This window comes from Bradyrhizobium sp. Ghvi (assembly GCF_900115265.1).
Lineage (GTDB): Bacteria > Pseudomonadota > Alphaproteobacteria > Rhizobiales > Xanthobacteraceae > Bradyrhizobium.
In genome coordinates, this window is the sequence record NZ_FOVU01000006.1 from 318,418 (window position 1) to 330,456 (window position 12,039).

Genomic DNA, 12,039 nt, shown 5'->3' on the forward strand with positions numbered 1-12,039 from the left:
TGGCATACCGTCCCGCTTGCTTGGCAAGCGGAAGCGACTTTGTCATAACCGCTGGCAAACCTTGCCAGCGGGACCCATGCCGGACATCCCGCGCAAGCCATAACAAGCAAGCCGGGAGGGCCCGAATGTCCACTGCCACGCCCAACGTCCGCGTTCTCGCCACCGACCTCGAGTTTCCCGAAGGGCCGGTCGTGATGCCCGATGGTTCGGTCGTGCTGGTGGAAATCCGGGGAGAGCGCTTGACCCGCGTTTATCCTGATGGCCGCAAGGAGATCGTCGCGAAGGTGCCGGGTGGCCCGAATGGCGCGGCGCTCGGTCCCGACGGCAAGATCTACATCTGCAACAATGGCGGCTTCTCCTGGATCCCGACCCGCAACATGATCATGCCGGGTCCGCAGCCCGAGGATTATCTCGGCGGCTCGATCCAGCGCGTCGATCTGCAATCCGGCAAGGTGGAGACCGTCGTGACCAAATGCGGCGAGCACGACCTGCGTGGGCCGAATGATCTGGTGTTCGACAAGCACGGCGGCCTGTGGTTCTCCGATCTCGGCAAGCGTCGGGCGCGGGAGATGGATGTCGGCGGCATGTACTATCTCAAGCCCGGCATGACTGACATCGTCGAGGTCGTGCACGGCATATTGCCGGCCAATGGCATCGGGCTGTCGCCGGACGAGAACACGGTCTACATCGCGGAGACGCCGACCGGCCGGCTCTGGGCCTATGAGCTCTCCGCGCCCGGCACCTTGAGGCCGCGCGAGGCGATCTATCGCGGCGAGAGGGGCAAGCCGATCTGCGGCCTCGTCGGCTACCAGATGTTCGACTCGCTTGCGGTCGAGGCGAACGGCAATGTCTGCGTCGCCACGCTCGTCTCCGGCTGCATCTCGGTGATCGCGCCCGACGGCACCCTGGTCGAGCAGGTCCCGACCGGCGACCGCGTCACCACCAACATCGCCTTCGGCGGCCCCGAGCTGAGGACCGCCTACATCACGCTGTCCGGCAAGGGCGAGCTGATCGCCATGGACTGGCCGCGCGGTGGTTTGCCGTTGAATTTTTTGAATAAGTGAATGTAGATGTGCCTGCACATTACGCCGTCATTCCGGGATGAGTGCGCAAGCACGCAGGCCCGGAATCCATTGGGCCGCAGAATTGGTGGTTGAATGGATTCCGGGCTCGCCGCTTCGCGTCGCCCCGGAATGACGACCAGTCGTTTTTCTTGGAGACAACCCAATGCCCTGGCCTGATCCCATCACCCTGCGCGGACAGCACGCCCGTCTTGAGCCGCTGTCGAAAGGGCATCTTCCGGGCCTGACGGAAGCGGTGAAGGACGGCGAGCTGTCAAAGCTCTGGTACACCGCGATCCCGCTGCCGGAGAACATGGGCAAGGAGATCGACCGGCGCCTGGGCCTGCAGGCCGCGGGCTCGATGCTGCCGTTCACGGTGTTCGACGCCGGCGGCAACATCGTCGGCATGACGACGTACATGAACATCGATGCCAACAACCGTCGCGTCGAGATCGGCTCGACCTGGTACGGCAAGAGCGCGCAGCGCGGTCCGCTCAATACCCAATGCAAGCTCTTGCTGCTCACCCACGCCTTCGAGACGCTGAACTGCATCGCGGTCGAGTTCCGCACGCATTTCTTCAACCACCAGAGCCGCCGTGCCATCGAGCGCCTGGGCGCCAAGCAGGACGGCATCCTGCGCAGTCACCAGGTCGGACCGAACGGCACGCTGCGCGACACCGTCGTGTACAGCATCACCGCCGCCGAATGGCCGACAGTGAAGGCGCATCTGGAATATCAACTTAACGACAAGCCGCGCTAGAGGCGGCCGAGGCACCATGGATAGATTTGACTATGTGATCATCGGCGCGGGGTCTGCCGGCTGCATTCTCACCTCCAGGCTCAGCGAAGATCCTGATGTCAGCGTCTGCGTGCTGGAGGCCGGGCCTTCCGACTGGCATCCCTACATCCATCTGCCGGCGGGTTTCATCAAGACCTTCCACATGAAGAGCATCAACTGGGCTTACCAGCAGGAGCCGGGCCCCTACACCGGCGGGCGCAGCATCTACGCGCCGCGTGGCAAGACGCTCGGCGGCTCGTCCTCGATCAACGGCCACATCTACAACCGCGGCCAGCGCATGGATTTCGACACCTGGGCGCAGATGGGCAATCGCGGCTGGGGCTATGCCGACGTGCTGCCGTACTTCCGGCGCTTGGAGAAGCGGGTCGGCGAGGGCGAGGCGCTCTATCGCGGCCGCGAAGGCAGCCTCACCGTCACCACCATGGACTGGCGCGATCCGCTCTGCGAGGCCTTCATGGAAGGCGCGGTCTCGCTCGGCATTCCGCGCAACCCCGATTACAACGGCAAGACGCAAGAGGGTGTGTCTTACTGCCAGCGCACCATCAACAACGGCCTGCGCGTCTCCGGCTCGACCGCGTTCCTCAAGCCCGCGATGAAGCGGCCCAACGTGCATGTGCGCACCCATGCGCACGCGACCGAGATCATCTTCGAGGGCAAGCGCGCCGTCGGCGTGCGCTACATGAAGGGCGGCCGCGGCGGCACGCCCGTGGAGGTGCGCGCCAACAAGGAAGTCATCCTGTCCGGCGGCACCTATAATTCGCCGCAGCTGCTCCAGCTCTCCGGCATCGGCTCGCCGGATCTGTTGCAGCAGCACGGTATCGCGGTGCGTCACGCACTCCCCGTCGGCGAAGGCCTGCAGGACCATTATGCGCCGCGCACCGTGGCGCGGGTCAAGGACATCAAGACCATCAACGAGCTGCGCCGCGGCTGGCGTCTCTGGGTCGAGGCGATGAAATGGGCGACCCAGCGCAAGGGTCTGCTCTCGCTGTCACCGACCATGGTCTATTGCTTCTGGCATTCCGGCGAGAGCGCGGACAGCTCCGATTTGCAGCTCACCTTCACGCCGGCTTCTTACAAAGAAGGCGTGCAGGGCCAGCTCGAGGACGAACCCGGCATGACGGTCGCCTCCTGGCAGCAGCGCCCGGAGAGCCGCGGCTATGTCCGTATCCGCTCCAATGATCCGTTCGCGCCCCCGATCATCCAGACCAATTATCTCGATGCCGAGCTCGACCGCCGCGTCATCGTCGGCGGCATGAAGCTCGCGCGGCGCCTTTTGAAGTCCGCGCCGCTGTCGCCCTATTACGCCTACGAGGATTTCCCGGGCCCGAACGTCAACACCGACGACGAATTCCTGGCAGCCGCCACCGAGCGTGGCACCACCACCTTCCATCCCGGCTGCACCTGCCGTATGGGCCCCGCGGATTCGACCTGGGCGGTGGTCGACGACCAGCTCCGCGTCCACGGCCTCGAAGGCCTGCGCGTCATCGATGCCTCGGTGATGCCGCGCATGATCTCGGCCAACCTCAACGCCTCCACCATGATGATCGCCGACCGCGCCTCCGACCTGATCCGCGGCAAGGCGCCGATGGAGGCCGCAAGGATTCCGGAAGCGGCGGTGGCGTAGGGCGGTCTCGTGCCCCGGACGCAGCGCAGCGTCTCTTCGACGATGCGCTGCAGAGCCGGAGCCCGTCTCGCCGCGATCTCCGTGCCGCTCCTGGGTCCCGGCTCGGCGCAGCAGCGTTGCACGCTGCAGCGCGTCCGGGACACGTGAGAGTGCCGGGGCTTGGTCCCGTCGGGCAAAACACCCATCACGCCGTCAAGCCCTTCGTACAAAAATATTCCGCTTTACCGAAATTCGGAATTGCGGCATAAGTCGAACCAGCCCGGCCGGACGAAGAGGGGCGGTTCGCGAGTCGTTCGAATCGCGGGGTCGGGTTGCGGTGGACGCGGCAGCGTCGGCACGAGATGGGACGGGCAGGGCGGGTAGTCCCTGTGAGCCCGGGACCCGCGTGCGAACGAACGGCGTTGTTGAGTTCGTCTCGCCAACATTCTTGCAGCGCGTGTGCACACTGCGGCAAGACCCTGTGGCGTCAGGCGAACGCGCGTACGGCAAAACCGTGTCGTCCTGGCCGTCGATGCTACGGTCAAGCGACCGCGAAGATGCGAGCGAGCCCAACCGGGCAGACTGCATCATCAATTCGCGGAGCGAGGGAGGCCAGAAGAAAGTCGGCTCCCGGGAGAGCACGGCATAAGCCGTCCGACCATCGCGCAGGGAAGGCCGTGTGTTCGGCTTCACCTGTATGCCGCTGTGCATTCTCAATGCGTTTTATGCGCACAGCGGACCGTGGGTGCCAGTCGGCACCCGGCCTTCCCTGCGCCCTCTGCTTTTGGGGGCGAGAGATGAAGCAAAGCTCGGGTGAGATGAGCCGCGAGGATGCGGAGGTGTGTCTGCGCCTCCACACTCCATGTCATCGCCCGGCTCGACCGGGCGATCCAGTATTCCAGAGGCGGATAGGTAGAGCCGAGAAGCTGCGGCTTACTGGATGCCCCGGTCAAGCCGGCGCATGACACTGATTGTGAGGCGGCGGCGCTGCCCTATCGCGAAGAGCGCCGTCACACTTCTCGTCGGCTCAAGAACGCCAGCCGCTCGAACAGATGCACGTCCTGCTCGTTCTTGAGCAGCGCGCCGTGCAGCGGCGGGATCAGTTTGCGCGGGTCGCGTTCGCGGAGCTGCTCGACGCTCATGTCCTCGTTGAGCAGCAGCTTGAGCCAGTCCAAAAGCTCGGAGGTCGACGGCTTCTTCTTCAGCCCGGGCACCTCGCGCACCTCGAAGAAGATGCGTAGCGCTTCTTCCACCAGGCGCTTCTTGATGCCGGGGAAGTGGACGTCGACGATGCGGCCCATCGTGTCGGCGTCGGGGAATTTGATGTAGTGGAAGAAGCAGCGGCGCAGGAACGCGTCCGGCAGCTCCTTCTCGTTGTTGGAGGTGATCATCATGATCGGGCGCTGCTTGGCCTTGATCGTCTCGCCGGTCTCGTAGACATGGAATTCCATGCGATCGAGCTCGAGCAAGAGATCGTTCGGGAATTCGATGTCGGCCTTGTCGATCTCGTCGATCAAGAGCACCGGGCGCTGCTCGGCGGTGAAGGCTTCCCACAACTTGCCGCGCTTGATGTAGTTCTTGATGTCGGACACCCTGGCATCGCCGAGCTGGCTGTCGCGCAGGCGCGACACCGCGTCGTATTCGTAGAGGCCCTGCTGCGCCTTGGTGGTGGACTTGATGTGCCAGGTCAGCAGCGGCGCGTTCAGCGCCTTCGCCACTTCCTCCGCCAGCACCGTCTTGCCGGTGCCGGGCTCTCCCTTCACCAGGAGCGGGCGCTCCAGCACGATCGAGGCATTGACGGCGACCTTGAGATCGTCGGTCGCAACATAATCCTTGGTGCCCGTAAATTTCATTTCGCGTCCTTGTTGGTGGTCGTCCGAGGCACTGTCCCGGTCGCGACAAGGGAACGGCCGCGCATGGCGGCCGTTCCTGGTTCGGTCAGGCTTTCAGACCCGTCTTATCAGCGAAAGGATGACCAGCACAATCACCGCGCCGATCGTGGCATCGACGATGGCGCCGAACGTGCCGGTGGCGAGCTCGATGTGCAGCTGAGGCAGGACCCAGCTTGCCACCAGCGCGCCGATGATGCCGACCACGATGTTGCCGATCAGCCCAAATCCCGCCCCGTGGACAATCTTGCCGGCGAGCCAGCCGGCGATCGCGCCGATGATCAGCGCTGCGATAATTCCCATGGCAAACGTCCCCCAAAATGACCCTGTTAGGCGCTCAATTCTAGAGCAAAACGCCCTTGGGTCCACGTTGAAACACGGCAGTCGTGATCTCGCTTCACCTCTCCCCGACGGGGAGAGGTCGGATCGCGTGAGCGATCCGGGTGAGGGGGCGCCCCTTGACGTCCGCCATTCGACGGGCAATCTGTCAGCCATGTTCCTGCAATTCTTCACTTCTCTGCGCGATGCGCAGGTCCCCGTGACGCTGCGCGAATACCTCACGCTGATGGAGGCGCTCGACGCTGACCTGTCGGACTATTCGGTCGAGAATTTCTACTATCTGTCGCGCGCCTCGCTGGTGAAGGACGAGCGCAACCTCGACAAGTTCGACCGCGTCTTCGGCACGGTGTTCAAAGGGCTGGAAAGCCTGCTTGACGCCATGGAGAAGGCGGAGATCCCCGAGGAATGGCTGAAGAAGCTCGCCGAGAAATATCTCAGCGAGGAAGAGAAGAAGCAGATCGAGGCCATGGGCTGGGACAAGCTCATGGAGACCTTGAAGAAGCGCCTCGAGGAGCAGAAGGGCCGGCACCAGGGCGGCTCGAAGTGGATCGGCACCGCCGGCACCTCGCCGTTCGGCGCCCACGGCTACAATCCCGAAGGCGTTCGCATCGGCCAGGAGAAGAACCGCAACAACCGCGCCGTGAAGGTGTGGGACAAGCGCGAGTTCAAGGATCTCGACGGCAATGTCGAGCTTGGCATCCGCAACATCAAGGTGGCGCTACGCCGCCTGCGCAAGTTCGCGCGCACCGGCGCGCCCGACGAGCTCGATCTCGACACCACCATTCGCGAGACCGCCAATCACGGCTATCTCGACGTCCACATGCGCCCTGAAAGGCGCAATGCGGTGAAGCTCCTGGTGTTCTTCGACATCGGCGGCTCCATGGATTCGCATATCGAGCAGGTCGAGGAGCTGTTTTCGGCGGCGAAGAGCGAGTTCAAGCACATGGAGTATTTCTACTTCCACAATTGCCTCTATGAAGGCGTCTGGAAGCAGAACAAGCGCCGCTTCACCGACCGTACGCCGACCTGGGACGTGCTGCACAAATATCCGCACGACTACAAGGTCGTGTTCGTCGGCGACGCCTCGATGTCGCCTTACGAGATCATGGTGCCTGGCGGCTCGGTCGAGCATGTCAACGAGGAGCCCGGCTCGGTCTGGCTCGACCGCATCACCCGCACCTATCCGCACACGGTGTGGCTCAATCCGGTCGCGCAGAAGCACTGGGACTATTCGGAATCCACCACCATCATCAAACGCATTTTTGCCAACCGCATGTATCCGATCACGATCGAGGGGCTGGAAGGTGCGATGAAGGAATTGACGCACTAGCTCTATCCATCGTCATTCCGGACGGCCGCAAAGCGGCCGATCCGGAATCTCGAGATGGGGTGTGATCATCGAGGTTCCGGGTTCGCTCGCTTCGCGACCGCCCCGGAACGACGGAAGAGAAAAAGGGAAAACCGCATGCCCCAAAACATCACCCGCGGCATCAAGGCGCTGATCGACGAGGCCAATGCCGAAATCGAGACGCTCTCGGCCAAGGACGCCATCGAGATATCCAAGAACGGCGACGTCGTCATCGTCGATATCAGAGACCCTCGCGAGATCGAGCGCGACGGCCGCATTCCCGGCGCGTTCTCCTGCACGCGCGGCATGCTCGAATTCTGGATCGATCCGCAGAGCCCGTATGCAAAACCGATCTTCCAGGAAGACAAGAAGTTCGTGTTCCACTGCGCCGGCGGCCTGCGTTCCGCGCTGGCAGCCAAGACCGCGCAGGACATGGGCCTGAAGCCCGTCGCCCACATCGCCGGCGGCTATGCCGCCTGGCGCGATGCCGGTGGTCCGACGGAGAAGTGGGAGCCGAAGAAGAAGGGCTAACCTCTCGTCATCCCGGGGCGCGCGGAGCGCGAGCCCGGGATCCATTCATCCTCTGACTCTGCAGCACGATGGATTCCGGGTTCGTGCTGCGCACGCCCCGGAATGACAAGAAAGACGTTGCATGACCGCCACTGATCCCCTCGTCTCAACCGAATGGCTCGCCGCCCACATCAGCGATGCCAACGTCAAAGTGCTCGACGCCAGCTTCAAGCTGCCGGGCGTGCTGCCGCTGCCGAAGGATGACTATCTCGCCGCGCACCTGCCTGGCGCTGCGTTTTTCGACGTCGATGCGGTGTCTGACCATTCCAATCCGCTGCCGCACATGTTTCCGAGCGCGGAGCAGTTCGGCCGCGATGTCGGCAATCTCGGCATCGGAAATAGCGACACCGTCGTGATCTACGATGCCGGCGGCTGGGTCGCCGCACCGCGCGCGTGGTGGATGTTCTTGGCCTTCGGTCATAGCAATGTGCGTATCCTCAACGGCGGCCTGAAGAAGTGGCGTGCTGAAGGGCGTCCCGTCGAGAGCGGCGAAGTGAAGCCGAAGCCGGCAAGCTTCAGGGCGAGCTATGACCCGAAGCGCGTGCGCAGCATGCAGCAGCTGATCGCCAATGTCGAAAGCCGCGCCGAACAGGTGATCGACGCGCGCGCGGCCGATCGTTTCGAAGGGCGCGCGCCCGAGCCGCGCGCGGGCATCCGCTCCGGTCACATCCCCGGCGCGCGCAACGTGCCGTACAATCTGCTGTTCGATGCCGCAACCGGCACGATGAAGCCGCTGGAAGATCTCCGCGCCGCCTTCGTAAATGCCGGCGTCAAGCTCGATGCGCCGATCGTGACGAGCTGCGGCTCCGGCGTCTCGGCCGGCGTGCTGACGCTCGCGCTCTATCGCTTAGGGATTACCGAGACCGCGCTTTATGACGGCTCATGGTCGGAATGGGGCCAGGAAAAGGGCCCGCCGATCGCGACGGGGCCTGCGTAAGCTTAGCGCGTGCGCGCGGCCGTCGTGGCGAGCGTCTGCTGTGGCTGGCCGAACGGATCGAGCGCCCGCTGGAGCTGCTGCGGCGGCGGGCGTCGCACGACGCGGTGACGCTTCTTCGGCTTGTGCGCGCGTGGCTTGCTGTCCGGTGTCGCCTTGTTCGCCTTGGGCTTCGCCGGCGCAAGCTCGTTCAGCGCAGCCACCCTTGCCGCCGCGAGGTCGCTCACGCGCGAGGCCAGCGCCGGTGTCGCGGTGCGCGGCACATCGGTGGCGGACATTGCCGGGGCCGGCGGCGTGACGATGGAAACAGTCGTGTCGGCCGGGGTGAGCGTGTCGGCCGGCGCGGGAGAAGCAGCCTCGATCTTGGCCGGCTGGGGGGCCGGTGCTTCTGTGGTGGGCGGGGCCGTCTCGACAGGCGCGATGGCTGCGACCTGCACTGCGACCTGCGCTGCGACCTGGGCCTCAGGCTGGGATTCGAGCGTCACCGCGGCCATCTGCGCGGGATCGGTCTCGACGGCGGGCAGGGCGATGCTCGGGATCTGGTCCTGCATCGCAGGTGTCGCCTCGTCGGGGACCTGCGCGACTGGCTCCACGCGCAGCGCCGCGAGCGCCGGCCGGACCGGTTCGGGCGCTTGCGCGAATACCTGCTCCTGCGGGCCATTCCGCCAAGCGGGGTTGTTGACATACTGCTCGTGGCTCGCCCGGAGCAGCGAGGCGGCTCCCAAGCCGAACACCAGGATGGAGGTAGACAGCAGGATCGCGCCAAGCAGGAAGCGGAAGCCGGGAAGCATCGACGGGTTACGAATTTCCGCCCCGGCGGCGTGTGGCCAGGGCCCATGAGCCATCTGAACGCGGTGACGGTACTGCTTGCCGCGTTCGCCACGCGGGGTTCGAGCTCATAGCTGTGGCGAATCAGGCTGATTCGAACATATCGCAACGTCTCCGCGCCGTTCCGTAAAAAACGAGGTGGAGGACTCCGGCATTCTACGGCGTGATACGATTTCCGCCCCGTGATGCAACGGGGCAACTGTGTGCGATTGCATCACAAATCGCAAAATCGGGCACAAACCAGCCTGTTATGTCTTGAATGTGCCGCGATCTTCGGTCATCTGGCCGGTAACGGCTCGGACGGGGCCCGGGGACGACACAAGAGCGATGATGATCAAACATTTTCTGACGATATGCGCTGCCGCAACGGTCGCTGCGGCGGGAACCTCGCTTGTGCAGGCCCAGAGCTATCCGGTCCAGCAGGCGCCAAGCTATGGCGCCCCCGCTGAATACCGGCCCGGTGACCGCACGCCGAATTTCGACGCGCTGGAAGACGATGACGACGCGGCACCGCGGGCTTCGCTGCCACCGCCGGGGCCGAACGGCCCGATCACATCGCCGGACGATCCGCGCTACGGCCGCCCGGCCGGCGCTCCCCCGGTCTATTCGGCTGCCCCGCCGCAAGGCCCGGTGATGTCGCCGGATGACCCCCGCTATGGCCGTCCGGCCGGCGCTCCGCCAGTCTATTCCGCCGCCCCGCCGCAGGGGCCGGTGATGTCGCCTGATGATCCTCGTTACGGCCGCCCCGCGGCTCCGCCCGCGGTGATCTATGCCGACCGGCCGGGCCAAGCGCCCGCGAATGAGGGCACGCGTCCTCCGGAAGCCATCGGCAGCGCGGCTGCGACCGGAGCGGTCTCGCCGCAGCCCGGTGCCGGTAGCCAACCGATGTCGGTTGCCTCACTCCCGCCGGAGGAGCAGCCCGATGCGGCTCCGGCGCAGCTGGCGCCGAACCTGCGCCGCCAGGAAGTTGCGTTCCAGACCAAGGAGCCCGCCGGCACCATCGTGGTCGATACGCCGAACACCTACCTCTATTACGTCCTCGGCAATGGCCGCGCGATCCGCTACGGCGTCCGTGTCGGCCGCGACGGCTTCACCTGGACCGGCGTGCAGAAGATCACCCGCAAGGCCGAGTGGCCGGATTGGCATCCGCCGGCGGAAATGATCGAACGCCAGCCCTATCTGCCGCGCTTCATGGCCGGCGGCGAAGGCAATCCGCTCGGCGCTCGTGCCATGTATCTCGGTTCGACCGTCTACCGTATCCACGGAACCAACCAGCCCTCGACCATCGGCAAGTTCGTCTCCTCCGGCTGCATCGGCATGCTCAACGAAGACGTCTCGGACCTGTTCGATCGGGTCAAGGTTGGCACCCGCGTGGTGGTGATGCCGGGCAACCCGCCGGCGAGCACGACGACCGCATCGGCCGCGCCTGTGCCCGGCCCGGCTCCGATGGCCGCCCAGGCAGGACCCGTCCCGGGCACGCAGCCGACCGTGGTGCCGCCGCTGCCCGCGCCGGTCACGGTGCGCTAGACCGGCTCGCAGAACTCGACCCATCAGCGGCGCGTGTGCTTCGGCCACGCGCCGCAATCATTTGACGCATGCGCGTTCGCGCTCCACCTCGCTTGATTTCAGGCCCGGCTCGACTACGTCCCGGCTGATTGCAACGAATTTGAGGAGCACAGGATGCGAATCTTTGTTGCGGGCGCCACCGGCGCGGTCGGTCGCCAGCTCGTCCCCCTTCTTGTAGCCAGCGGCCACTCCGTCGTCGCTTCGACGCGGAGTGCGGCAAAAGCGGGCAGTCTCAAGGACTTCGGCGCTGAACCCGTCATCGCCGACGGCCTCGATGCGACGAGCATGCGCGCGGCCGTGATCTCGGCAAGGCCTGATGTGGTGATCCATCAGATGACCGATCTCGCCGCCGCCACCGATCTGCGGCATTTCGACCGCGCGTTCGCCAGAACCAATGAGCTGCGCACGCGCGGGACCGACAATCTGCTCGCCGCCGCGCGCGAGACCGGCGCCAAGCGTTTCATTGCACAGAGCTTCTGCGGCTGGACCTTCAGCCGCGATGGCGGACCGATCAAGACGGAAGCGGATGAACTTGATCCAAATCCACCCGAGGAATTGCGTGGTACGCTCGAGGCGATCCGGTATCTGGAGCGAACGGTTACGACCTCGTCTGCGCCCGAAGGGATCGTGTTGCGTTACGGATTCTTCTATGGCCCCGAAACCGGCACGCTGTCACCGGCGATGCGAGACCAGCTTCGCCGACGGCGCGTGCCTGTTATCGGCGATGGTGCCGGCTATTGGTCGTTCATCCACACCGAAGACGCGGCGTCTGCGACTTTGGCCGCGGTCGAACGCGGACGCGCCGGCAACATCTACAACATCGTCGACGACCATCCGGTGCAGGTCAGGGATTGGCTGCCGGCACTCGCTCAATTCCTCGGAGTCAAACCGCCGCTTCACGTTCCGGCGTGGCTCGGTCGGCTGCTCGCGGGCGAACACATGGTTGCGATGATGACCGCAGTGCGCGGGGCCTCCAATGCCAAGGCCAAGCGCGAACTCGGTTGGCTGCCGGCGCATCCCTCCTGGCGTGACGGATTCGCCGACGCCGCGAGGCATTCCGCGGGCCAGCGCACAGCGGCTTGAGCTTCTACATTAAAGCGCG

The 12,039-nt window shown here is 64.9% G+C and carries 11 protein-coding genes; 8 read left to right on the top strand and 3 right to left on the bottom strand.

Going from position 1 to position 12,039, the window contains the following annotated elements:
- The first annotated feature begins 125 nt into the window (after window positions 1-125).
- From BM374_RS24325 to BM374_RS24335, 3 genes are all read left to right on the top strand, one after another.
- Complete coding sequence (locus BM374_RS24325) at window positions 126-1,064, top strand: SMP-30/gluconolactonase/LRE family protein (protein ID WP_092297721.1); 939 nt, start codon at window positions 126-128, stop codon at window positions 1,062-1,064.
- 163 nt (window positions 1,065-1,227) lie between these two features.
- Complete coding sequence (locus BM374_RS24330) at window positions 1,228-1,821, top strand: GNAT family N-acetyltransferase (RefSeq protein WP_092297724.1); 594 nt, start codon at window positions 1,228-1,230, stop codon at window positions 1,819-1,821.
- A gap of 16 nt (window positions 1,822-1,837) precedes the next feature.
- Window positions 1,838-3,484, top strand: coding sequence for a GMC family oxidoreductase (locus tag BM374_RS24335; RefSeq protein ID WP_092297727.1), 1,647 nt, complete (start codon window positions 1,838-1,840; stop codon window positions 3,482-3,484).
- Between the two features lie 989 nt (window positions 3,485-4,473).
- Here BM374_RS24335 and BM374_RS24345 read toward each other — a convergent pair.
- A complete protein-coding gene (locus tag BM374_RS24345) occupies window positions 4,474-5,316 on the bottom strand; it encodes an AAA family ATPase (RefSeq protein WP_018641030.1) in 843 nt (280 codons plus the stop codon).
- 93 nt (window positions 5,317-5,409) lie between these two features.
- On the bottom strand, window positions 5,410-5,655 hold the full coding sequence (locus tag BM374_RS24350) for a GlsB/YeaQ/YmgE family stress response membrane protein (protein WP_092297730.1): 246 nt from the start codon (window positions 5,653-5,655) through the stop codon (window positions 5,410-5,412).
- A 190-nt stretch (window positions 5,656-5,845) separates the two neighbouring features.
- Here BM374_RS24350 and BM374_RS24355 point away from each other — a divergent pair, with 190 nt between their 5' ends.
- The 3 genes from BM374_RS24355 (at window position 5,846) to sseA (ending at window position 8,546) form a co-directional block, all read left to right on the top strand.
- Complete coding sequence (locus BM374_RS24355; protein ID WP_092297734.1) at window positions 5,846-7,021, top strand: vWA domain-containing protein; 1,176 nt, start codon at window positions 5,846-5,848, stop codon at window positions 7,019-7,021.
- 135 nt (window positions 7,022-7,156) lie between these two features.
- Complete coding sequence (locus tag BM374_RS24360; protein ID WP_092297737.1) at window positions 7,157-7,570, top strand: rhodanese-like domain-containing protein; 414 nt, start codon at window positions 7,157-7,159, stop codon at window positions 7,568-7,570.
- A 121-nt stretch (window positions 7,571-7,691) separates the two neighbouring features.
- Complete coding sequence (gene sseA, locus BM374_RS24365; protein ID WP_092297740.1) at window positions 7,692-8,546, top strand: 3-mercaptopyruvate sulfurtransferase; 855 nt, start codon at window positions 7,692-7,694, stop codon at window positions 8,544-8,546.
- Window positions 8,547-8,548: 2 nt separating this feature from the next.
- Here the strand turns inward: sseA and BM374_RS24370 are convergent, their stop codons facing one another.
- The gene (locus BM374_RS24370; protein ID WP_244552683.1) at window positions 8,549-9,388 is read right to left on the bottom strand and encodes a hypothetical protein; all 840 of its coding nucleotides are present in this window, start codon (window positions 9,386-9,388) and stop codon (window positions 8,549-8,551) included.
- Between the two features lie 313 nt (window positions 9,389-9,701).
- Between BM374_RS24370 and BM374_RS24375 the strand changes: the two genes are divergently transcribed.
- The gene (locus BM374_RS24375; protein WP_177248501.1) at window positions 9,702-10,898 is read left to right on the top strand and encodes a L,D-transpeptidase family protein; all 1,197 of its coding nucleotides are present in this window, start codon (window positions 9,702-9,704) and stop codon (window positions 10,896-10,898) included.
- A 153-nt stretch (window positions 10,899-11,051) separates the two neighbouring features.
- Window positions 11,052-12,020 (top strand): NAD-dependent epimerase/dehydratase family protein, encoded by a 969-nt coding sequence (locus tag BM374_RS24380; protein ID WP_092297746.1) that lies wholly within the window; start codon window positions 11,052-11,054, stop codon window positions 12,018-12,020.
- Window positions 12,021-12,039 lie beyond the last annotated feature (19 nt).

Bases quoted from the DNA above. Each gene is read 5' to 3' on its own strand.
- BM374_RS24325 (WP_092297721.1), top strand. From the start codon at position 126: ATGTCCACTGCCACGCCCAACGTCCGCGTTCTCGCCACCGACCTCGAG.
- BM374_RS24380 (WP_092297746.1), top strand. From the start codon at position 11,052: ATGCGAATCTTTGTTGCGGGCGCCACCGGCGCGGTCGGTCGCCAGCTC.
- BM374_RS24335 (WP_092297727.1), top strand. From the start codon at position 1,838: ATGGATAGATTTGACTATGTGATCATCGGCGCGGGGTCTGCCGGCTGC.
- BM374_RS24355 (WP_092297734.1), top strand. From the start codon at position 5,846: ATGTTCCTGCAATTCTTCACTTCTCTGCGCGATGCGCAGGTCCCCGTG.
- sseA (WP_092297740.1), top strand. From the start codon at position 7,692: ATGACCGCCACTGATCCCCTCGTCTCAACCGAATGGCTCGCCGCCCAC.
- BM374_RS24345 (WP_018641030.1), bottom strand. From the start codon at position 5,316: ATGAAATTTACGGGCACCAAGGATTATGTTGCGACCGACGATCTCAAG.
- BM374_RS24360 (WP_092297737.1), top strand. From the start codon at position 7,157: ATGCCCCAAAACATCACCCGCGGCATCAAGGCGCTGATCGACGAGGCC.
- BM374_RS24330 (WP_092297724.1), top strand. From the start codon at position 1,228: ATGCCCTGGCCTGATCCCATCACCCTGCGCGGACAGCACGCCCGTCTT.
- BM374_RS24350 (WP_092297730.1), bottom strand. From the start codon at position 5,655: ATGGGAATTATCGCAGCGCTGATCATCGGCGCGATCGCCGGCTGGCTC.
- BM374_RS24370 (WP_244552683.1), bottom strand. From the start codon at position 9,388: ATGGCTCATGGGCCCTGGCCACACGCCGCCGGGGCGGAAATTCGTAAC.
- BM374_RS24375 (WP_177248501.1), top strand. From the start codon at position 9,702: ATGATCAAACATTTTCTGACGATATGCGCTGCCGCAACGGTCGCTGCG.